Origin of the sequence: Aeromonas allosaccharophila, from assembly GCF_016026615.1 — a bacterium.
Classification (GTDB): domain Bacteria; phylum Pseudomonadota; class Gammaproteobacteria; order Enterobacterales; family Aeromonadaceae; genus Aeromonas; species Aeromonas allosaccharophila.
This window is the reverse complement of the sequence record NZ_CP065745.1, coordinates 4,417,656-4,437,920: the sequence shown is the minus strand read 5'-3', so window position 1 is coordinate 4,437,920 and position 20,265 is coordinate 4,417,656. Positions and strand designations below refer to the sequence as shown.

Genomic DNA, 20,265 nt, shown 5'->3' with positions numbered 1-20,265 from the left:
GACAGAAGTGTGTAAAACGAGGTTGCGAGAATGGTAAAAACCAAAATTATCAATAAATTACAGAATGATGACGAGAGCATGACAAGGCATGCTCCCGTCAGGATTAACCCTAGGCTCCCGCCCAGAGGATGATAGCCAGCAGTTGTGGCGAGATGATCCGCAGGAACATCACCAGCGGGTAGACAGTGGCGTATGAGAGCGCACTGGCACCACTGGTCGGGTGCATGGCGTTGGCAAAGGCCAGCGCGGGAGGATCAGTCATGGAGCCGGCCAGCAAACCGCACAGGGTCAGATAGTTCATCTTGCCGTAGAGGCGCGCCAGCACACCGACCACCAGCAGCGGGATCAGGGTGATCGCCATGCCGTAGAGCATCCAAGCCGGGCCATCACCGTTGATCAGGGTATCGATAAAACCCGCCCCCGACTTGAAGCCCACTACCGCCAGAAACAGCACGATGCCAATTTCGCGCAGCGCCAGGTTGGCACTGGGGGGCATGAACCAGTAGAGCTTGCCGATACTGCCGATCCGCGACAGGATCAGCGCCACCACCAGCGGCCCGCCAGCCAGACCCAATTTGAGGGCGGCCGGGAAACCGGGTAGATAGAAGGGGATGGAGCCGAGCAACACACCGAGACCGATCCCGATAAATACCGGCAACATCTGCACCTGTTGCAGTTTTTGCTGCACGTTACCGACCACATTGGTGACCGCTTCGATGGCGTCGAGGCGCCCCACCAGGTTGAGAATGTCGCCAAACTGCAGGCTGGTCTGACTGGTCGGCACCAGTTCGATACCGGCACGGTTGAGACGGGAGATCACCACGTCATAGCGCTGTTTGATATCCAGATCGCGGATCTTCTTGCCAAGAACCTGCTCGTTGGTTACCACCACCCGCTCGACGCGCAGATCGGTGCCACGGGTCGAGAGCGAGGTCTCCACCTCCTCCCCCAATACCAGCAACACCTTGTGCAGCGCGTGACGCTCACCGACAAGGTGCAGCAAGTCACCCAGTTCGATACGGGATTCCGGGCGCGGCACCATCAGTTCGTCGCCACGCTTGAGACGGGAACAGATCACATCAGACTCATCGAGACTCGGGATCTCGCTCAGCATCAGGCCGTGCATATTGGGGTTGCGCACCGCGATGTTGATTGTCTGCAAGCTCTCCTTGGTTTTACCGGTTTGTAGCTCGAATTGGGCGGCTTCATCGTCGATCTTGATGCGAAAGAACACCCGAACCAGCCACATGGTGAGCAAAATACCGCAGATGCCGAACGGATAGGCAACCGCATAGCCCATCCCCATCAGACCGGTCGAACCGGGCGCAGCGCCCAGCTCGGCCAGGATCTGCTGGCCCGCACCGAGTGACGGTGTATTGGTGACTGCACCGGAAAATACGCCGAGGATCACCGGTAGCGGTACATCAAACAGTTGATGCAGCGCAGCCGCCACCACGCAACCAAGGATGACCAGCAAGGCGGCAAACGCATTGAGCTTGAGACCCGAACTGCGCAGTGACGAGAAGAAACCCGGACCGACCTGGATGCCGATGGTATAGACAAACAGGATCAGGCCAAATTCTTGAATAAAGTGAAGAGTGTGCTCATCCAGAGCGAGATCCGACACCCCGGCAAAGTGACCCACTATGATGCCGCCAAACAGCACCCCCCCTATCCCTAACCCAACGCCATAGACTCGCCAGTTTCCCAGCCAGAGTCCTAGCACTGCCACCAGCGACAACATGCTGATGGAAAGCGCGATTTCACTCATTTCGTGCATCCTTTGCGAATTGAACTGATCCTAGCTTGTCAGCAAACGCAGCTGCCAACTGTGTGATACCGCACGAATTTATCCTTTTACGCGCTAAAAATACCAATTAAGGGCTAGTTGCACGACGTTAGGCGACGTAGCCGTAAATGGCCATAAAGTGACAAACGCTGCCACCCAGCACAAAAAGATGCCAGATGGCGTGGTTGTAGGGGATCTGCTTGGCCACATAGAAAATGACCCCGAGACTGTAGATAAGGCCGCCAAGCCCGAGCAGCAGCAGCCCCTCACCGGCCAGATGGATGTAGAGCTGGTAGATGACCACCAGCGACAACCAGCCCAGCATCAGATAGGTAAAAAGCGACAACTTCTTGAAGCGGTTGATAAACACCAGCTTGAACACCACGCCAGCCAGCGCCAGGGACCAAATCACCACCATCAACCCCTTCGCCAGCGGCGTATCGAGCGCCACCAGCAGAAAGGGGGTATAGGTGCCGGCAATCAGCAGATAGATGGCGCAGTGATCAAACACCTTGCACCAGCGTCTGGCTCGCCCTTCCGCCATGCTGTGATAGAGGGTCGAGGCCAGATAGAGCAGCACCAGACTACCGCCATAGAGGCTGTAGCTCACCAGCGCCTGCGTGCCCTGCCCCCATCCCTTGATGAGCAACAGCACCAGCCCGACAATCCCCAGCAACAATCCCGCACCGTGACTCAGCCGGTTTGCCAGCTCCTCCCGGGGGGAGTAATCCATCACACCACTCATAACATCGACTCCACAATAACTGTGGCTCACTCTACCCAGCACCATTTCAGAGTACAAGTGTTCGCTTAAAAAATGGAGTGGCTGCCACCTGCCAACCTTTGGTGTATGCTCTGCCGCCGATGCCCGAGACAAGCGGCATAAACACCTACCCCGGTGACCTGGTCTGGAGAACCTGATGAAGTTGACTGAGCTGTTTACACAACCGGATGCAGCCTTTGGCGACGCAATGAGCGCCATGCTGGCACATTTTCACCACTCGGATGACAGTCAGGCCCCCTACCAGCGCGACCAGTTCACCCATCAGCTCGAGCAATCCCGCATGCCTGCGGTCGGTCTCTCCATCGAGGAGTATCTGGCGCGGCTGGCCACTCTGGTGCCCGGCGCCTCTCACCTCACCTCGCCACGCTACATGGGCCACATGACGGCGCCACTGCCGGCCTATACCGCCGAGCTGTCGCGCCTGCTGGTAATGCTCAACCAGAATCCGATGAAGATGGAGTCCTCCCGCCTGCTCAGCTTTCTGGAGCGGGAGGTGCTGGCCAAGCTGCACCGCCTCATCTATGGCAGGGACGATGCCTTCTACGGCGAGCAGATGCATGCCAAGGATGCCGCCCTCGGCGTCATGACCAGCGGCGGCACCATCGCCAATGTCACGGCGCTGTGGCTGGCCCGTAACCGCGCCTGCGGCGACAACCTGTTCGCCCTCTATGAGCAGGGCTATCGCGGCGCCGTCATTCTGGGCTCTCGGCTGATGCACTACTCCTTCGACAAGGGGATGGATCTGTTGGGACTGGGCGCCCGCAGCGTCTGGCGCCTCGAGACCGACGAGCAGAACCGGCTCAGTCTGGCTGCGCTGGAGCAGGCGCTGATCCAGTGCAAAGAACAGAAATTGAAAGTGCTGGCGCTGGTCGGCGTGGCGGGCAGTACCGACTTTGGCTCCATCGACCCCCTGCCTGAGCTGGCGGCCATCGCCGAGCGCGAGCAGATCCATTTTCATGTGGATGCTGCCTGGGGCGGCCCGACCCTCTTCTCCCCCCGCTATCAAAACTTGCTGGCCGGTATCGAGCGGGCTGATACCGTGACCCTCGATGGCCACAAACAGCTGCTGGTGCCGCTCGGTACCGGCATGCTGCTCTGCCGCCAGCCCGACCTGATGATGGCGGTCAAGCGGGAGGCTCCCTACGCCATTCGCGCCACCTCGTTCGATCAGGGGCGCTTTACGCTGGAGGGCACCCGCCCGGCCAATGCCCTCTATCTGGATGCCGCCTTCCAGCTATTTGGCCAGCAGGGTTACGCCCATCTCATCGAGGCCAACTACGACCGCGCCCGGCTGATGGCGGATCTCATCACCCAGGATCCCGCCTTCGAGCTGATGTCGGCACCGGTGATGAACCTGCTCTCCTACCGCTGCATTCCGCGCCACCTGCAGGGCAAGGTGCAGGACGAAGCGGCCAACGCGCAGATCAACGACTTCAACGTGGCCCTGCAAAAAGCCCAGCGGGCCGAGGGGCACAGCTTTGTCTCCCGCACCCAGCGGGCAGTAGTGCGCTACGGCGCCCAACCGCTCACCCTGCTGCGCGCCGTGCTGCTTAACCCGCTTATCGAAGAGCGCCACATCCGCGAGCTGCTGGCGGATCAAAAACGGCTGGGCGAGCCCCTTGCCCGCCAGCTATTTGGCTAGCGCCGCGCCAGGGAACTGGACGTAAATTAGGCGGTCTTATTCATTTGCCGTTGCCCATCGGGCAGGTAAACTGGACAAAATTTTGAGATCCATTCTTGAGGGCTACGCGCCAGACATGAAGCAATTTATTGAATTTATTCCACTTATCGTTTTCTTCGCGGTCTACAAGTTTTACGACATCTACATGGCGACCGGCGCACTGGTGGTGGTCACTGGTCTGCAGCTCGCCTATAGCTGGATCCGCTATCGCAAGGTCGAGAAGATGCAGCTCTTTACCTTCCTGCTGGTCGGCTTCTTCGGCGGCCTCACCGTCTTCTTCCACGATGACACCTTCATCAAGTGGAAAGTGACTGTCATCAACGTGCTGTTCGCACTGGGTCTGCTCATCAGCCGCTACGGCTTTGGCAAGAATCTGATCAAACAGATGCTGGCCAAGGAGCTGCAGGCACCCGATGCAGTCTGGGACAAGGTCAATCTCGGCTGGGTCGGCTTCTTTACCGTCTGTGGCCTGCTCAACCTCTACGTGGCGTTCAACATGCCGCAAGAGATGTGGGTCAACTTCAAGGTGTTCGGCCTGCTGGGGATGACGCTGGTCTTTACCCTGCTCAGTGGCGTCTATCTCTACCGCCACATTCCGGCTGAACAAAAAGAACAGCTGAAAAAATAACCCTCATCAGAAAAGGATCCTCTCATGTGGTATCTCATCTACTCCGAAGATGTCCCCGATAGCCTGCCACTGCGCAAGCAGGTTCGCCCTGCCCATCTGGCCCGGCTGCAAGCGCTGCAGGATGAAGGTCGCCTGCTGACCGCTGGTCCCAACCCGGCTATTGATGCCGAGGATCCGGCCGATGCAGGCTTTACCGGCAGCACCGTCATCGCCGAGTTTACCTCGCTGGCAGACGCCCAGGCCTGGGCCGATGCCGACCCTTATGTGACCGCCGGTGTCTACGCCAAGGTCACCATCAAGCCGTTCAAGAAAGTCTTTTAAAACCGCGTCAGATGCAAAGAGGCCGGAACGGGTGTACAACCCGCTCCGGCCTCTTTTTATTGCGCGATGCTCAGCGTACCAGCAAGGTCATGCTCTGGCGACAAACCAAGGGTTGAGGATGTCGGGCTTGTTGTAGGCAAGGGGTGAGCCATCGAGTTGGGTGACGCTGCCCCCCGCCCCCTCCAGCACCGCCTGCGCAGCACCGGTATCCCACTCGCAGGTCGGTGCGAGGCGTGGATAGAGCTCGGCGCCCCCCTCGGCAATGATGCAGAACTTGAGGGAGCTGCCCATGGAGACCAGCTCGATTTCACCAAAAGGAGCCAGAAAGTCGAGGGTCTCCTGCGACAGGTGGTTGCGACTGCCCACCACCCGCCACGCCTCGCCTTCACGATGAGGCCGGGTCTGGATGGACTCGCGTATGCCATCGGCGATGCGCCATGCCCCGAGCCCCTCGCCGCCATACCAGAGCCTGTCCAGCACAGGCGCATAGACCAGCCCCCAACGCGGCGCCCCCGCTTCAATCAGCGCGATATTGACGGTGAACTCACCGTTGCGGGAGACAAACTCCTTGGTGCCGTCGAGAGGATCCACCAGCCAATAGCGAGACCAGCCGTGGCGCGCCACCATCACCTCGGGGCCAGACTCCTCCGACAGCACAGGGATATCGGGAGTCAGCCGCGCCAACGCCTGCACGATCACCTCATGCGCCCCCTTGTCGGCAGCGGTGAGCGGACTCTCATCTCTCTTGTACTCCACCGCAAAGGGCTCGCGGTAGATCGCCATGATGGCCGCCCCCGCCGCACGGGCGACAGGTTCCAGATCGGTGATATCGGGGTGGTACAGGGGGTGCTCCATAACAATCTCGTCCAGCTCACAGGGTCAACCAGTGTAACTCTTTTGACATCAACTGCTTATAGCCGATTGTGCTGGGTTATTACGGTGCGGGAGTCGCCAGACCATTTCGCTTGAGTAAACAGGACCAGAAACAACAAAGGACGCCGTGGCGTCCCTTGTTATTTCTGGCGACCAGTATCAGGCCGCTGACCTATCCAGCGGATCAGATCCCCTGACGGGCCTCCTGCATCAGCAGGCGCATGTCGCTCACGGCCTTGGCCAGACCGTCGAAAGCGGCACGGCCGATGATGGCGTGGCCAATATTGAGCTCATAGAGCTCGGGGATGGCGGCGATGGCCTTGACGTTGTGGTAGTGCAGGCCGTGGCCGGCATTGACCTTGAGCCCCTTGCCAGCGGCATAGGAGGCACCGGCTGCGATGCGCTTGAACTCGGCGTTGCGCTCGGCATCGGTGGGGGCATCGGCGTAACGGCCGGTGTGGATCTCGATAAAGGGGGCACCACTCTCGGCGGCCGCATCGATCTGGATGGGATCGGCATCGATAAAGAGGGATACCTGGGCACCTACGGCAGAGAGGCGGGCCACGGCGTCAGTCACCTTGGCCAGCTGACCGGCCACGTCCAGACCGCCCTCGGTGGTCACTTCGGTACGCTTCTCCGGCACCAGACAGACGAAGTGGGGCTTGATGCGGCAGGCGATGCCGATCATCTCTTCAGTCACCGCCATCTCCAGGTTCATTCTGGTCTGGATGGTCTGGCGCAGGATCTCCACGTCACGGTCGGTGATGTGGCGGCGATCTTCACGCAGATGCACGGTGATGCCATCGGCACCAGCCTGCTCGGCAACAAAAGCGGCCTGTACCGGATCCGGATACTGGGTGCCACGGGCGTTACGCAGGGTGGCGATATGGTCGATGTTCACACCCAGATAGATTTCACTCATTGAGAACTCCTTGAAAAGCTTCATCTGTTGACTGCGCGGCTACCGCGCGGATATCCATATATCAGCTCGTAGGTTCGATTAGCGCAGCGTAATCGGACGTAGGTAACATTCTTACCGTGCCGGGTAACGCCGCAGGACGGTTAACCCAAGCTATTGCGGCGTTTTAAAAACAGCTCCCGGCTCTTTAACTGGCGCTTGCCCAGATAGGGTTGCAGCGCCAGTCGGCTGAAACGTTTGGCCGCCTGCAGCAAGGGAGGGGTATCGAAACGTCCCTCGGCAAAGGCGAGCAGGTGGGCACCGAGAAACAGGGTACGGGGATCCGGCGCCCGCTCGCAAGCGACAAAGCCCAATTCACGCTCGAAGCCATAGAGCAGGGTCGGCTCGATGGGCGACTCGTCGTCCGCCGTGTATTCGAAATCCACCGCATAGCCCAGCGCCTGCAGCAGCAGGAACTCGAAGCGGCGCAGCGGCAGCTCCGGCGTCTCGCCATCGGCCAGCGCCATGATGGCACGGGCATAGGCGTCGAACACTTCGGGGAACGGGGTGTGGGCTTCCAGCAGGTAGTAGACCAGCTCGTTGAGATAGAGGCCGTAGAAGAGGCGATCGCCGCCGAGACGCAGGGAGTGATCCGGGCATTCAACCTGGGTGAGGTTCTTGAGATCCCCCTTGCCGCGCCAGGCAATGGTGAGCAGGGTAAAGGGTTGCAGCAGCCCCTTGAGCGGGGAGCGTGGCCCGCGAGAGCCGCGAGCCACCAGGGTAAATCGGCCACTATCCTGGGTGAAGACCTCGACCAGCTGGCTGGTCTCCCGATAGGGCCGACTGTGGATGACGAAAGCCGGACTCAGCAATCAGTCATCACCATACCCGAGACTGCGCAGGGCGCGCTCGTCATCAGCCCAGCCGGACTTGACCTTGACCCACAGCTCGAGGTGCACCTTGTTCTGGAACAGCCGTTCCATGTCGAGGCGCGCTTCGGTACCGATGGTTTTGATCTTCTCGCCCTTGTTGCCGATGACCATCTTCTTCTGGCCATCGCGCTCGACCAGGATCAGGCCGTGGATGTGGTAGAGGCCATTCTCTTCCACCTTGAAGCGTTCGATCTCCACCGTCACCGAGTAGGGCAGCTCCTCACCGGTGAAGCGCATCAGCTTCTCACGGATGATTTCGGAGGCCATAAAGCGGGACGAACGGTCGGTCACGTAATCTTCCGGGAAGAAGAAGTTGTTCTCCGGCAGCAGATCCTTGGCCCACTCGCGGATCTTCTCCACATTGGTGCCCTTCTCGGCACTGATGGGCAGGATATGGGCAAAGTTCATCTGCTGACCCAGCCACTCGAGGTGCGGCAGCAGATCCTCTTTCTCTTTGACGTTGTCGATCTTGTTGACCGCCAGCACCACAGGGCACTTGAGATGGCGCAGCTTGCCGAGCACCATCTCGTCATCTTTGGTCCAATGGGTCCCATCGACCATGAACACCACCATGGCCACATCACCCAGCGAACTGGTGGCGGCACGGTTCATCAGGCGGTTGATGGCCCGTTTCTCTTCGATGTGCAGACCCGGGGTATCCACATAGATGGTCTGGTAGTTCTCCTCGGTGTCGATCCCCAAAATCCGGTGACGGGTGGTCTGGGGTTTCTTCGAGGTGATGCTGACCTTCTGGCCAAGCAGCTTGTTGAGCAGGGTGGACTTGCCCACATTCGGGCGGCCCACGATGGCGACAAAGCCGCAGTAGGTGGTATCTGTCATGACAGTTTTTCCAATGCTTGCTGCGCTGCGGCCTGTTCGGCCTTGCGGCGGCTGGTGCCGACCCCTTTGATAGGCCCATCCAGACCTTCCACGTCACACTGGACGGTGAACTCCTGGTTGTGAGCCTCACCCTTGACGTTGGTCACGGTGTAGGTCGGCAGGGATTTGCGGCTTCCCTGCAAAATTTCTTGCAGACGGGTCTTGGGATCTTTCTGCTCGATGCCGGGCTTGATTTCGTCCAGGCGGCTGGCGTACCAGCTCAGCAGCAGCGTCCGCACCGTCTCAAGATTGGTATCCAGATAGACGGCACCGATCACCGCCTCGACCGTGTCGGCCAGAATGGATTCGCGGCGAAAACCGCCGCTCTTGAGTTCGCCGGGACCGAGGATCAGGTGATCCCCGAGGTCAAACTCCCGGCCCAGTTCGGCCAAGGTCTTCTCGCGCACCAGAGTGGCGCGCATCCGGCTGAGATCCCCTTCCGCCGCTTGCGGGAAGCGGTGGAACAGATCATCGGCAATCACCAGACTCAAAATGGAGTCACCCAGAAATTCCAGTCGCTCATTGTGACGGGAACCGGCGCTGCGGTGAGTCAGCGCCCGGGTCAGCAGTTCCTGATCCTGAAAGACATGCCCGAGACGGGACTGCAGTCTGTTCATCTTGATATTCATTTACTTGATTCCGCCAATGCGGTTGAAGCGCACACCTGTCGGTACCCAACTTGGCAGCAGGGAGCCTTCTTCGCGCTCGAATTCAAAACTTATCCAGATAGCGACCGCCTTGCCGACCAGATTCTGCTCGGGCACAAAGCCCCAGAAACGGCTGTCGGTGCTGTTGTCGCGGTTATCGCCCATCACGAAATACTGGCCTTCCGGTACGACCCACTCGTCGGGGTAGGTGCCGGGCTGGCGATAGTAACGGCCAACCATGTCGGGCATCAGCGGATTGCGCAGGGTCTCGTGGGAGACATCACCCAACTGCTCGGTATAGCGGTCAAGGGGGATCCCCATCTGGGTAAATTCGCCTCTTTGTTCAAACTTGACGTCGAGCTTCTTGAAGCCCGGGCACGTTTTCCCTTCCTGCTCCTCGCACTTGGGCCGGATCATCAGCTCCTTGTTGCGATAGATGACCCGATCACCCGGCATGCCGACCACCCGCTTGATGTAGTCAACGCGCGGCTCAAGGGGATACTTGAACACCACTACGTCGCCACGCTGGGGCTCGCCGGTCTCGAGGAACTTGGTGTTGGTCACCGGGTCCCGCAGACCGTAGGCAAATTTTTCCACCAGGATGAAGTCGCCCACCAGCAGGGTGGGCATCATGGAACCTGACGGGATCTGGAACGGTTCAAAGATGAACGAACGCAGGATCAGCACAAAGGTGATGACCGGGAAGACCCCGGCGGTCTGTTCAATCCAGACCGGCACGGGAGCAACCTTGGCCAGGGTCTTCTCATCCAGGTGGGCACCGCCATGGGCACGAGCCACGGCAATCTTGGCGGCGCGCTGCTTGGACCAAATCATCTTGTCCAGACACCAGATAATACCGGTGATCACGCAGACCACCACCAGGATCAGGGAAAACGTGCTTGCCATCTATTATTAGTCCTTTCCGACGTGGAGAATCGCGAGGAAGGCTTCCTGCGGCACGTCTACACGGCCGACAGACTTCATCCGCTTCTTACCTTCTTTCTGCTTGTTCAGCAGCTTTTTCTTCCGGCTCACGTCACCACCGTAGCACTTGGCGGTCACGTCTTTACGCAGCGCCTTGACGGTACTGCGGGCGATGATCTGGTTGCCGATGGAGGCCTGAATGGCGATGTCGAACATCTGACGCGGGATCAGCTCGCGCATCTTCTCAACCACCTGGCGACCGCGATACTGGGCGTTCTCCTTGTGGGTGATGATGGCCAGTGCATCGACGCGCTCACCGTTGATCATGATGTCCAGACGGACCATGTCAGAGGTTTCGAAGCGCTTGAAGCCGTAATCCAAAGAGGCGTAACCGCGACTGGTGGATTTCAGGCGGTCGAAGAAGTCGAGCACCACTTCTGCCATCGGGATTTCATAGGTCAGTGCCACCTGCTTGCCGTGATAGACCATGTTGGTCTGCACGCCACGCTTCTCGATACAGAGGGTGATCACGTTGCCCATGTACTCCTGCGGCAGCAGGATATGGCACTCGGCGATCGGCTCACGCATCTCTTTGATATTGTTGACCGCAGGCATCGCCGCCGGGCTATCGATGTGGATGGTCTCGCCGTTGTTCAGCTCGATTTCATAGACCACGGTCGGCGCCGTAGTGATCAGATCCAGATCGTATTCCCGCTCCAGACGCTCCTGAATGATCTCCATGTGCAGCATGCCAAGGAAGCCGCAACGGAAACCGAAGCCCAGCGCAGTGGAGCTCTCCGGTTCGAAGAACAGGGAAGCGTCGTTGAGCGACAGCTTGTCGAGGGCGTCACGGAACGACTCGTAGTCATCGCTGGAGATGGGGAACAGACCGGCATAGACCTGCGGCTTCACCTTCTTGAAACCGGCCAGCGCCTTGTCGGCACCGTTCTTGGCCTGGGTCAGGGTATCGCCCACCGGCGCGCCGTGGATGTCCTTGATACCGCAGACAACCCAACCTACCTCGCCGCAACCCAGACCCTGAGTATCCACCTGCTTGGGCGTGAAGATACCGATACGATCGACACCCCATACCTGGCCGGTGCTCATCACCTTGATCTTGTCGTTCTTCTTCAGGGAACCGTTCTTGACCCGCACCAGCGAGACGACGCCCAGATAGGAGTCGAACCAGGAGTCGATGATCAACGCCTGCAGCGGAGCATCCGGATCACCTTCCGGTGCCGGGATGCGGGCAACGATCTCTTCCAGCACCAGATCGACACCGAGGCCGGTCTTGGCGGAGCAGCGTACCGCGTCCATCGCATCGATGCCGACGATGTCTTCGATCTCCTCGGCAACCCGCTCCGGTTCTGCCGCAGGCAGGTCAATCTTGTTCAGCACCGGCACCACTTCCAGCTCCATTTCCATGGCGGTGTAGCAGTTGGCCAGAGTCTGTGCCTCAACCCCCTGGCCGGCATCCACCACCAGCAGCGCCCCTTCACAGGCCGCCAAAGAGCGGGAGACCTCGTAGGAGAAATCCACATGGCCCGGGGTGTCGATAAAGTTCAGCTGGTAGGTGTTACCGTCTTGTGCCTGGTAGTTCAGGGTCACACTCTGTGCTTTGATAGTAATGCCGCGCTCGCGCTCCAGATCCATGGAGTCAAGCACCTGAGCCTGCATCTCGCGGTCGGACAAGCCACCGCAAGTCTGGATCAGACGGTCCGACAGGGTCGATTTACCGTGGTCGATGTGCGCAATAATCGAAAAGTTACGAATGTGTTTCATCGAGCAAGAGTCACTCAAAATTGGTTAAGGTCAGTTATGGAGGCGCGATTTTACTGGATAACCCGGCTGACGGCCATTCTTTAGTCGCCAGCGCCAGTGAAATAGCGCCTGTTCGGTCAGGGGAGGATGCGGACAGGAACGACGACGCCAAGCATCTGCGGGCCGTAGCGCCCCTGATCCAGGCGGTTGGAAAAGTAACGAACCAGTAAAAAGCCCAGCACGCCCCCCAGCAGACAGCAGAGAATGGTGATCCCCTCCCCGCCCGAGAGCAGCGGCGCCAGCCAGAGCTGCCCCAACAGGGCGCCCACCAGCAGGCAGAACAGCGGCAGCACATAGACCAGCGCCGCCCCGCGCAGCAGACTCGCCTGCGGGATGCCGAGCCTCACTTGTTGGCCAATCCGCACTTCGGCGGTCAGCCTGACCCGCAAGCGGGGGGCCTTCAGGGGAAATGCCTTGGCCACTGTGCCGGTACCGCAACTGGATTGCTGCTGGCAGCCACTGCAGGCGGAGCGACGTTCACACTCCACCCAGGCATGGTCACCCTCAATGGCCACCACGGTCGCCAGCTCTTCACTCATCTCGTTCACAGCAACACCTCGTGCTCATGCAATGGCAGGATCTGAACACGACTTGCAGTCTGCGGCAAGCTGGGCACCACTGCCAGCCCAGAGCATGGACTCACTGCACGGCCTCGTTGCGAGCCAGCGGCTGGACCGACTCAGCGATGCGCTTGGCGGTCTCGGCCGGCACTTCCCCGACCACTGTGATCTCGACCCCCACTTCGTTGACATAGCTCACCAGCGAGGTCGCGCCCTGGCGGATCAGCTGCTGGCGCACCGCCTGCTTGGGATCCACCCGGGAGACATAGACCGAGAGATCCACCAGCCCATCGGAGAGCATCATGTAATCCACCGGCATACTGGTGGTCACCAGCTGGTGCCGGTCTTGCGACAGCACCTTGAAGCCATCGGGCAGCCAGGTGATCTGCCAGTTCAGCGCCTGCTGCGGCGCCGGATAGGCATCCTCTAGCGCCAGCGCCGGAGGCTGCTTGCTGTTGGCCAGCTTCACCAGCCAGGGGGCCGGTTTGCTCTGCAGATCCAGCTCGACACCGAGTACCTGCTCCACCAGATTGCCTTCCCGCTCGACCATGTCGATCCGCAGCAGCAAGTGGCTCTGCTCGTCAATCCAGAGCACGAAACCATATTTGTCGGCCTCTTTAGGCACCAACCTCACCACTTGCGCCACCACACCGGCGACCCGGCTGCGACCGGCCAGCACCGGATCATAGCTCTCCAGCACCTGCTCCAGCGGCATCTTCACCAGGGTCGACCAGATGCCGGGGAAACGGGCATCCTTCAGGGTGTAGGGATCGTGGCTGTTTTCAAAGAAGGTGTATTCGTTCTGGCGCTGGAGATACTCGATCGCCTTGCCATCGAGGTAACTGAGGTGGGCCACTTCCTTGCCGTTGATCACGGCATGGCTGATCCGGATCGGTTCAAGACGCCCCTGACGGGCCTTGACCATGGATAACTCGAAATTCTGTTGCTGCACGGCACTCTGCATCTGCTGCAACAAGGCCTCGGCCGACTTATCGTCGGCCGAGGCCTTGGCACTGATCAGCAGGAGAGAGGCCAGCAAAATACGGCTGGACTGGCGCACGTTTGTATCCCTGACAATTCGTTATTGTTGGATCTGTCTGTCTTGCAACAGGCGCTGCTGCAACTGGTGGTCACGCAGGAAGGCGTTGATCCGCTCCCGCTGCTCCTGCATCTGCTGTTCGGTCAGCCCTTGCTGACGGGCACGGGCGCCATCCTGTTGCGGATAGTGAACACTCACCGGTGCCGCACTGCCACCGATAGGAATGGTATTGAGCACCGGATTGGCCGGTACGCCATCCTGTCCCTGATACTGCTGCACGCCGAAGATAACGGCAGCAGCCACGGATGCCGCAATGGCATATTGACCGAGTTGCTGACCGACCCGGCGGAACAACGGAACCACATTGGAATCTGTCTTGACCGGTGCAATGGCAGGTTGCTGCACAGGAGCCGTCTCAACCGGCTTGGGTGCCAGTATGGTGGGCTCATCCTCCAGCGCAGCCATGATGCTGTCACTGAGATCCAGTTGCAGATTGACCGGCAGGTCACCCCGCATGGCATCGCCGATCAGGTGGTAACGACCCCAGGTATCTTGCAAGTCGGAGTCCATCTCCAGCTCGTTCAGTACCTCTGCGTCAATCAGGTCACCATCCATCAGGGCAGAGATTTGCTCTTTATTTGCCATAAGTTAACCCGTCTTTCCCCAGTTAATTCTCGATCAGAGGTTGCAGCTTTTTATCGATTGCTTCCCTCGCCCGGAAGATACGGGATCTGACCGTACCCACTGGGCAATCCATGATTTCGGCAATCTCTTCGTAGCTCAGCCCTTCCAGTTCGCGAAGGGTGATAGCTGTCCTCAGGTCTTCCGGCAATGCCTCTATGGCTGAAAACACCGTGCGTTTGATCTCGTCAGTCAGCGCCAGGTTTTCGGGGGTTGAGACCTCTTGCAAGGCTTCACCACCACCATAAGACTCCGCTTCGTCAGCCTCCACATCACTGCTGGGCGGCCTGCGCCCCTGGGAGGTCAAATAATTCTTCGCCGTGTTCACGGCAATTCGGTACAACCAGGTATAAAAAGCACTTTCGCCACGGAATGTCGGCAATGCACGGTAGGCTTTTATGAAGGCCTCTTGTGCCACATCGGGCACATCACCGGGATTGTTGACATACCTGGCAACCAGGTTGACCACCTTTTGCTGGTATTTTTTTACCAACAGGTTGAAAGCTGCTTTATCGCCGCGCTGGACCCGTTCAACCAGCTGTTCGTCCAGTAGATTCTGGTCGCTCATCAGAGCCGTAAAACCCCCATCAGGTTATCGTTCTTCTTTTCCGGCCCTTCCTAAGCGCACAAGTTCAGACAGGGAGAATCAGAGAAAGTTCGCTTCAATTGAAAAAAATGTGATGCAGGCTGCATCCTCGCCCTCGCTTGGGCTACCATGGTGCCAGTTCTTAATCCAGGCTAATGATACTTATGAAAGCAAGTGTTGAATACCTTTGCGATGTACTGATCATTGGCAGCGGTGCCGCTGGTCTGTCCCTCGCGTTGCGATTGGCAGACCACGCCAAAGTCCTGGTTCTGAGCAAGGGGCCCATCAGTGAAGGGGCCACTTTCTATGCGCAAGGAGGCATCGCTGCCGTTTTCGACGAAACCGACAGCATCGAATCCCACGTGAGCGACACGCTCAACGCCGGCGCCGGGTTGTGTGACCCGGCAGTGGTGGAGTTCACCGCTCGCCACGCCCGCGAGTCCATCCAGTGGCTCATTCAGCAAGGGGTTCCCTTCGATCAGGAGGAGAACGCCGACGGTGAATCCCACTATCACCTGACCCGCGAAGGGGGCCACAGCCATCGCCGCATCTTCCACGCGGCCGACGCCACCGGCAAGGCGGTGCAGCTCACCCTGATCGATCAGGTACGTGCCCACCCCAATATCCAGCTGATGGAGCGCTTCAACGCGGTCGACCTCATCACCACCCGCAAGCTCAATCTGCCGGGCAACAAGGTGCTGGGTGCCTACGTCTGGAACCGTAACGCCGAGCAGGTCGAGGTGATCCGCGCCCGTTTCGTGGCACTGGCCACCGGTGGCGCCTCCAAGGTCTACCAGTACACCTCCAACCCGGATGTGAGCTCTGGCGATGGCATCGCCATGGCATGGCGGGCCGGTTGCCGGGTGGCGAACCTGGAGTTCAACCAGTTCCACCCCACCAGCCTGTTCCACCCCGATGATCCCAACTTCCTGCTGACCGAAGCACTGCGTGGCGAGGGGGCCTATCTGCGCCGCCCGGACGGCAGCCGCTTTATGCCGGAGTTTGACGAGCGGGCCGAGCTGGCACCGCGCGATATCGTCGCCCGCGCCATCGACCACGAGATGAAGCGGCTCGGAGCGGATTGCATGTATCTGGACATCAGCCACAAACCGGCCGATTTCATCATCAAGCACTTCCCGACCATCTATGAGCGCTGCCTCGCGGTCGGCATCGACATCACCAAAGAGCCGATGCCCATCGTCCCTGCTGCTCACTACACCTGTGGTGGCGTGATGATCGACAACAACGGCCAGACCGATATCCCCGGCCTCTACGCCATTGGCGAAGTGACCTATACCGGTCTGCACGGCGCCAACCGCATGGCCTCCAACTCCCTGCTGGAATGCGTGGTCTATGCCCATCAGGCGGGGGCCGACATTCTGGCCAAGCTGCCGATGAGCGTGGAGCCGCCGCACCTGCCGGTGTGGGACGAGAGCAAGGTGGAAGATTCCGACGAACTGGTGGTGATCCAACACAACTGGCACGAGCTGCGGTTGATGATGTGGGACTATGTGGGCATCGTGCGTACCAACAAACGCCTGGCCCGCGCCAAGCGCCGCATCGACCTGCTCAAGCAGGAGGTGCAGGAGTACTACGCCAACTTCCGCGTCTCCAACAACCTGCTGGAGCTGCGCAACCTGCTGCAGGTGGCCGAGCTTATCGTCAACTGCGCCCTGCAGCGCAAGGAGTCTCGCGGCCTGCACTACAACCTGGATCATCCGGATATGCTACCGGACTCCAAACCGACCGTGCTGACCCCGGAGCGGGATTAATCCCCTTCCCGCCAAGCGTTGCAGCAATCAGTGACCCCGCCCCGGCGGGGTCACTTTTTTCAGCCGATTTTTTCAGCAACAAAAATAGTGCCGCCAGCCATATGGCCGCCGCTCACCACGATAAATCAGCGCATGGTCATCACGGGAAACAGGTGTCAGCGCCGGGATGGCAGAAAGTGGATGGCTCGCGCCAGCAGGCGGTAGTGTTCGGGAGGAAGGGCATCGGAGAAGAGCCACAGTTGCCGTGGCGACACAGCTCCACTCTCTTGCGGCTCGGGGCAAAGCACCAGCCTGAGCACGCCGGGCAGAATGCGGCTTTTCTTGCCGAGCTGATAGCGGCGACCTTGCCACTGTAGCCACTGGCCATCCCAGACAAGCTCGAACGGGGGCTCGGCGAGGGAGCGCCAACTCAGCCAGAGCGCCACCAGCCAGACGGGCAGCAACAGCGCCCACTGCCAACCGGCAATCAGGCTTGCCACCGGCCAGAGCAGCAACAGAAAGAGGGCCACCAACAAACATTGCTGATAGCGGGAGGGGTGAACCGTCATGATCACCCGCTCCACGGTATTACCCCTGGCGGTCGTGGCGCGCCTGATTGCGCTCCAGGATCATCGGGATCATGGCGGCAAAGGCGGGATCGGCAGGGACACCATGACCCATGCACCATTTGAACAGATCCGGATCGTCGCTCGCCAGCAGGCGGATAAAGGTCTGCTGATCGGCGTCGCTCAGGGAATCAAACTCGTGTTCGAAAAAGGGCATAAAGATCACATCCAGCTCGAGCATGCCGCGACGGCAGGCCCACTTCAGGCGGGATTTTTCAACTGGGCTCAACATGGCACTCTCCTTACAAAGACCGGGGGATGGTACCAGCTGGATTTTCCGGCTGACAAACATTAGTTACGTCTTTACCATGCAGCTCACATACTTTCTCTCTGGAATACCATCGTGAGCCTGCAACCACCTGTTTTTCCTGCCGAGCCGACCCGCTTCCCCCTGACCAAGCTGGCCATCACCCGTATCAGCGGCCAGGATCGCGTCAAATATCTGCAAGGTCAGGTCACCTGTGATGTCAACGCCCTGCAACCGGGGCAACAGACCCCGGGTGGCCATTGTGATCCCAAGGGCAAGTTGTGGAGCAATTTCCGCCTGCTCTGCCTCGACGACAGCCTGCTGCTGCTGACCAGCCCCTCGGTGCTGGAGCGTCAGCTGCCAGAGCTGAAGAAATTTGCCGTCTTCTCCAAGGTCGAGATCGCCGCCGACGAACGCCACGCCACAGGTCTGGCTGGCAAGGGCACAGATGCGTGGATCGCCGCGCAGTTTGGCCTTCTGCAGAGCGGTCTTATCGACGGTGGCATGGCGGTGAAGATCGAACAGGATCGCTGGCTGCTGGTGAGCAATCAGCAAGCCGACGCCCTGCCGCAAGGTGACGAGTCACTCTGGTGGGGGCTCGACATCAAGGCGGGCCTGCCGCACATGGAAGCGGTGCATCAGGGGGAGTTCATCCCGCAGATGCTCAACCTGCAGGCGCTGGATGGCATCTGCTTCAACAAGGGTTGCTACATGGGGCAGGAGACGGTGGCACGCGCCAAATATCGCGGCGCCAACAACCGCGCTATGTTCCTGCTGGCAGGCACTACCGGCGAGCCGGTCGCCAGCGGCGATACCCTTGAACTGCAACTGGGTGACAACTGGCGTCGTAGCGGTATGGTGCTCAACGCCTGGCAACAGGCCGGGCAGGTGTGGCTCACCGCCGTGCTGCCGAAAGATACCGAGGCTGACGCCCAATTCCGCCTCAAGCAGGACGAAGGCTCCCGCCTCACCCTGCAACCCCTGCCTTACACCCTGACCGAGTAAGGTCGGCTAGCGAGGCACGCGCGCCAGCAGAGCCTCCTTCAGCCAGCGCCCCGCCTGCCCAAGCGGGCGGGCGCGATGCCACTGCAGCTCCAGCGCCAGCGCGTGGCTGGCGATAAAGTCCGGCTCCAGCACCACCACTTCGCCCCGCTTCAGCGGCTGATGCAGCAGAAATTCCGGGATGGCGGACCAGCCAAGGCCCCGTTTGACCAGCTCCAGCACCCCGAGATCCCCCTCGACCCACCACACCTGAGCCGAGATGCGAAAACGCTGGCGCTCGCTCCCTTCCCGTCGGCCGGTCACCATCAGCTGGCGTGCCCCCTGCAGATCGACCTCCCGCAGCGGCTGCTTGCGGGCCAGCGGATGATCCGGTGACACCACCAGCGGCATGGTCACCTCCCCCAGCGAACGGGCGACGATCTCCCGCTGAGGGTGTACCTTCTGATAGCTGATGCCGAGCTGGGCACGGCCGGTCACCAGCAGCTCGGTCACATCCTCCATCAGCGGGAAGAGCAGTTCCAGCTCCACGGTCGGATAGCGGGTGGCGAACTCCTCCAACAGGGTGCCGAGCCAGGGAAGGTGGGAGTCATCATCGATGGCCAGGGTGAGGCGCGTCTCCACACCTGCCGCCAGCTCTCCGGCAATGGATTGCAACCGTTCACTCTGCGCCAGCAGGATACCCGCCTCCTGCACCATGCGAGCCCCCGCCTCCGTCAACTGCGGATAGCGGCCGCTGCGGTCAAACAGGGTGAGCGCCAGATCGATCTCCAGATTGGCGATGGCGCTGCTCACCACCGACTGCGCCTTGCCCAGCTTGCGGGCGGCGGCGGAAAACGAGCCGGTTTCGGCAGCGGCCAGCAAGATCCTCAGTTGTTCCAGTGATGGCGTCATCCTATGGCCCTCCAACGAGCCGTTTGTCATCTATCTATTTTAGCGATGGATACCAACATGAATCTATCGCGAAAGTTCTATAGATTAACCGGCAATTCGTGAATGAACCTGATTGAGAGAGTGACTTATGCGTACCCGTAACGATCGACTGCGCCATGCTATCGGCTTTGAATTGATCGGCCTGTTCATCGCCGCCCCACTGGCCAGCTGGGCGACCGGCATTCATCTCAGCCACATGGGACCGCTGGCGATCTTCTTCTCGATCCTCGCCACGGTCTGGAACTACATCTACAACGTCGGCGTCGACAAGCTGCTGCTGAAGTTTCAGGGCCATACCCACAAGAGCATGTGGCAACGGGTGATCCATGCGATTGGTTTCGAGGGGGGGTTATTGCTGGCCGCCATGCCAATTATGTCTTTGTGGCTTGGCATTACACTGCTGGAGGCTTTCTTCCTGGATCTCGGCTTTGCGATCTTCTATCTGGTTTATGCCTTCGTCTACAACCTGAGCTATGACAAGATCTTCCCCATTCCCCGCGAAGTGCCGCACGGCATGCCGCAAGGTGCCCGCTAAGGCGCGAATCGGGTGGGCCGGAACCAAGAAGTGAAGGTCAACAAGTGTAGGCAACAGAAGAAACCACACGGCCCCATCATGGCAGACATGATGGGGCCGCAAGAGGGATTAGCGGGGGCAGGCCGGCTGAT

At 59.7% G+C, this 20,265-nt stretch carries 22 protein-coding genes; 6 read left to right on the top strand and 16 right to left on the bottom strand.

Annotation, left to right across the window (positions count from 1 at the left end; translation table 11 throughout):
• Positions 1 to 109: 109 nt before the first annotated feature.
• On the bottom strand, positions 110 to 1,771 hold the full coding sequence (locus I6G90_RS20435; protein WP_042062119.1) for a putative transporter: 1,662 nt from the start codon (positions 1,769 to 1,771) through the stop codon (positions 110 to 112).
• Between the two features lie 127 nt (positions 1,772 to 1,898).
• Positions 1,899 to 2,534, bottom strand: coding sequence for a PAQR family membrane homeostasis protein TrhA (gene trhA, locus I6G90_RS20430; protein ID WP_058053256.1), 636 nt, complete (start codon positions 2,532 to 2,534; stop codon positions 1,899 to 1,901).
• A gap of 175 nt (positions 2,535 to 2,709) precedes the next feature.
• Between trhA and I6G90_RS20425 the strand changes: the two genes are divergently transcribed.
• The 3 genes from I6G90_RS20425 (at position 2,710) to I6G90_RS20415 (ending at position 5,203) form a co-directional block, all read left to right on the top strand.
• A complete protein-coding gene (locus I6G90_RS20425) occupies positions 2,710 to 4,215 on the top strand; it encodes an aminotransferase class V-fold PLP-dependent enzyme (protein ID WP_197928983.1) in 1,506 nt (501 codons plus the stop codon).
• Positions 4,216 to 4,330: 115 nt separating this feature from the next.
• A complete protein-coding gene (locus I6G90_RS20420; RefSeq protein ID WP_042657244.1) occupies positions 4,331 to 4,882 on the top strand; it encodes a septation protein A in 552 nt (183 codons plus the stop codon).
• A gap of 24 nt (positions 4,883 to 4,906) precedes the next feature.
• Positions 4,907 to 5,203 carry a YciI family protein gene (locus I6G90_RS20415; RefSeq protein WP_197928981.1) on the top strand — a complete coding sequence of 99 codons (297 nt, stop codon included), beginning with the start codon at positions 4,907 to 4,909 and terminating at the stop codon, positions 5,201 to 5,203.
• 87 nt (positions 5,204 to 5,290) lie between these two features.
• On the opposite strand, the gene cysQ is transcribed toward I6G90_RS20415, so the two are convergent.
• The 11 genes from cysQ to rpoE all read right to left on the bottom strand — a co-directional run bounded on the left by cysQ (position 5,291) and on the right by rpoE (position 15,025).
• Positions 5,291 to 6,058, bottom strand: a complete 768-nt coding sequence (gene cysQ / locus I6G90_RS20410) for a 3'(2'),5'-bisphosphate nucleotidase CysQ (RefSeq protein WP_408628294.1) — start codon at positions 6,056 to 6,058, stop codon at positions 5,291 to 5,293.
• 202 nt (positions 6,059 to 6,260) lie between these two features.
• Complete coding sequence (gene pdxJ / locus I6G90_RS20405; protein ID WP_197928979.1) at positions 6,261 to 6,998, bottom strand: pyridoxine 5'-phosphate synthase; 738 nt, start codon at positions 6,996 to 6,998, stop codon at positions 6,261 to 6,263.
• Between the two features lie 140 nt (positions 6,999 to 7,138).
• Complete coding sequence (gene recO / locus I6G90_RS20400) at positions 7,139 to 7,846, bottom strand: DNA repair protein RecO (RefSeq protein WP_033136291.1); 708 nt, start codon at positions 7,844 to 7,846, stop codon at positions 7,139 to 7,141.
• Positions 7,847 to 8,746, bottom strand: a complete 900-nt coding sequence (era, locus tag I6G90_RS20395; RefSeq protein ID WP_042062104.1) for a GTPase Era — start codon at positions 8,744 to 8,746, stop codon at positions 7,847 to 7,849.
• The gene (rnc, locus tag I6G90_RS20390) at positions 8,743 to 9,414 is read right to left on the bottom strand and encodes a ribonuclease III (RefSeq protein WP_042062103.1); all 672 of its coding nucleotides are present in this window, start codon (positions 9,412 to 9,414) and stop codon (positions 8,743 to 8,745) included. Before rnc ends, era begins: the two co-directional genes overlap by 4 nt.
• Entirely contained in the window at positions 9,415 to 10,338 is a 924-nt protein-coding gene (gene lepB, locus I6G90_RS20385) for a signal peptidase I (protein ID WP_058053242.1), read from the bottom strand. It lies immediately after the preceding gene.
• A gap of 6 nt (positions 10,339 to 10,344) precedes the next feature.
• Positions 10,345 to 12,138, bottom strand: a complete 1,794-nt coding sequence (gene lepA / locus I6G90_RS20380) for a translation elongation factor 4 (protein ID WP_042062101.1) — start codon at positions 12,136 to 12,138, stop codon at positions 10,345 to 10,347.
• 116 nt (positions 12,139 to 12,254) lie between these two features.
• Positions 12,255 to 12,716 carry a SoxR reducing system RseC family protein gene (locus tag I6G90_RS20375; RefSeq protein ID WP_042062100.1) on the bottom strand — a complete coding sequence of 154 codons (462 nt, stop codon included), beginning with the start codon at positions 12,714 to 12,716 and terminating at the stop codon, positions 12,255 to 12,257.
• A 100-nt stretch (positions 12,717 to 12,816) separates the two neighbouring features.
• Positions 12,817 to 13,797, bottom strand: coding sequence for a MucB/RseB C-terminal domain-containing protein (locus tag I6G90_RS20370; RefSeq protein WP_197928977.1), 981 nt, complete (start codon positions 13,795 to 13,797; stop codon positions 12,817 to 12,819).
• Between the two features lie 21 nt (positions 13,798 to 13,818).
• Complete coding sequence (locus I6G90_RS20365) at positions 13,819 to 14,421, bottom strand: RseA family anti-sigma factor (protein WP_182970489.1); 603 nt, start codon at positions 14,419 to 14,421, stop codon at positions 13,819 to 13,821.
• 22 nt (positions 14,422 to 14,443) lie between these two features.
• A complete protein-coding gene (gene rpoE, locus I6G90_RS20360; protein ID WP_042062096.1) occupies positions 14,444 to 15,025 on the bottom strand; it encodes an RNA polymerase sigma factor RpoE in 582 nt (193 codons plus the stop codon).
• Between the two features lie 182 nt (positions 15,026 to 15,207).
• Here rpoE and nadB point away from each other — a divergent pair, with 182 nt between their 5' ends.
• Positions 15,208 to 16,815 carry an L-aspartate oxidase gene (gene nadB / locus I6G90_RS20355; RefSeq protein ID WP_042062095.1) on the top strand — a complete coding sequence of 536 codons (1,608 nt, stop codon included), beginning with the start codon at positions 15,208 to 15,210 and terminating at the stop codon, positions 16,813 to 16,815.
• 155 nt (positions 16,816 to 16,970) lie between these two features.
• Here the strand turns inward: nadB and I6G90_RS20350 are convergent, their stop codons facing one another.
• Both I6G90_RS20350 and I6G90_RS20345 read right to left on the bottom strand, forming a co-directional pair.
• Positions 16,971 to 17,363: a protein YgfX gene (locus I6G90_RS20350; protein ID WP_197931228.1), complete on the bottom strand. Its 393-nt coding sequence runs from the start codon at positions 17,361 to 17,363 to the stop codon at positions 16,971 to 16,973.
• A gap of 19 nt (positions 17,364 to 17,382) precedes the next feature.
• Positions 17,383 to 17,652, bottom strand: coding sequence for an FAD assembly factor SdhE (locus tag I6G90_RS20345; protein WP_033136300.1), 270 nt, complete (start codon positions 17,650 to 17,652; stop codon positions 17,383 to 17,385).
• Between the two features lie 111 nt (positions 17,653 to 17,763).
• Here I6G90_RS20345 and ygfZ point away from each other — a divergent pair, with 111 nt between their 5' ends.
• Positions 17,764 to 18,672 carry a tRNA-modifying protein YgfZ gene (gene ygfZ / locus I6G90_RS20340; protein ID WP_197928976.1) on the top strand — a complete coding sequence of 303 codons (909 nt, stop codon included), beginning with the start codon at positions 17,764 to 17,766 and terminating at the stop codon, positions 18,670 to 18,672.
• Positions 18,673 to 18,678: 6 nt separating this feature from the next.
• Here ygfZ and I6G90_RS20335 read toward each other — a convergent pair whose 3' ends face one another.
• Positions 18,679 to 19,560 (bottom strand): LysR family transcriptional regulator, encoded by an 882-nt coding sequence (locus I6G90_RS20335; RefSeq protein WP_197928975.1) that lies wholly within the window; start codon positions 19,558 to 19,560, stop codon positions 18,679 to 18,681.
• Between the two features lie 127 nt (positions 19,561 to 19,687).
• On the opposite strand from I6G90_RS20335, the gene I6G90_RS20330 reads away from it, so the two are divergent.
• The gene (locus tag I6G90_RS20330) at positions 19,688 to 20,134 is read left to right on the top strand and encodes a PACE efflux transporter (protein ID WP_197928974.1); all 447 of its coding nucleotides are present in this window, start codon (positions 19,688 to 19,690) and stop codon (positions 20,132 to 20,134) included.
• Positions 20,135 to 20,265 lie beyond the last annotated feature (131 nt).

Coding starts and splice junctions, on each gene's coding strand:
- nadB (WP_042062095.1), top strand. CDS start 15,208: ATGAAAGCAAGTGTTGAATACCTTTGCGATGTACTGATCATTGGCAGC.
- rpoE (WP_042062096.1), bottom strand. CDS start 15,025: ATGAGCGACCAGAATCTACTGGACGAACAGCTGGTTGAACGGGTCCAG.
- cysQ (WP_408628294.1), bottom strand. CDS start 6,058: ATGGAGCACCCCCTGTACCACCCCGATATCACCGATCTGGAACCTGTC.
- trhA (WP_058053256.1), bottom strand. CDS start 2,534: ATGAGTGGTGTGATGGATTACTCCCCCCGGGAGGAGCTGGCAAACCGG.
- I6G90_RS20350 (WP_197931228.1), bottom strand. CDS start 17,363: ATGACGGTTCACCCCTCCCGCTATCAGCAATGTTTGTTGGTGGCCCTC.
- lepA (WP_042062101.1), bottom strand. CDS start 12,138: ATGAAACACATTCGTAACTTTTCGATTATTGCGCACATCGACCACGGT.
- I6G90_RS20415 (WP_197928981.1), top strand. CDS start 4,907: ATGTGGTATCTCATCTACTCCGAAGATGTCCCCGATAGCCTGCCACTG.
- I6G90_RS20435 (WP_042062119.1), bottom strand. CDS start 1,771: ATGAGTGAAATCGCGCTTTCCATCAGCATGTTGTCGCTGGTGGCAGTG.
- I6G90_RS20420 (WP_042657244.1), top strand. CDS start 4,331: ATGAAGCAATTTATTGAATTTATTCCACTTATCGTTTTCTTCGCGGTC.
- I6G90_RS20375 (WP_042062100.1), bottom strand. CDS start 12,716: ATGAGTGAAGAGCTGGCGACCGTGGTGGCCATTGAGGGTGACCATGCC.
- I6G90_RS20345 (WP_033136300.1), bottom strand. CDS start 17,652: ATGTTGAGCCCAGTTGAAAAATCCCGCCTGAAGTGGGCCTGCCGTCGC.
- rnc (WP_042062103.1), bottom strand. CDS start 9,414: ATGAATATCAAGATGAACAGACTGCAGTCCCGTCTCGGGCATGTCTTT.
- I6G90_RS20425 (WP_197928983.1), top strand. CDS start 2,710: ATGAAGTTGACTGAGCTGTTTACACAACCGGATGCAGCCTTTGGCGAC.
- pdxJ (WP_197928979.1), bottom strand. CDS start 6,998: ATGAGTGAAATCTATCTGGGTGTGAACATCGACCATATCGCCACCCTG.
- I6G90_RS20365 (WP_182970489.1), bottom strand. CDS start 14,421: ATGGCAAATAAAGAGCAAATCTCTGCCCTGATGGATGGTGACCTGATT.
- era (WP_042062104.1), bottom strand. CDS start 8,746: ATGACAGATACCACCTACTGCGGCTTTGTCGCCATCGTGGGCCGCCCG.
- I6G90_RS20330 (WP_197928974.1), top strand. CDS start 19,688: ATGCGTACCCGTAACGATCGACTGCGCCATGCTATCGGCTTTGAATTG.
- I6G90_RS20335 (WP_197928975.1), bottom strand. CDS start 19,560: ATGACGCCATCACTGGAACAACTGAGGATCTTGCTGGCCGCTGCCGAA.
- lepB (WP_058053242.1), bottom strand. CDS start 10,338: ATGGCAAGCACGTTTTCCCTGATCCTGGTGGTGGTCTGCGTGATCACC.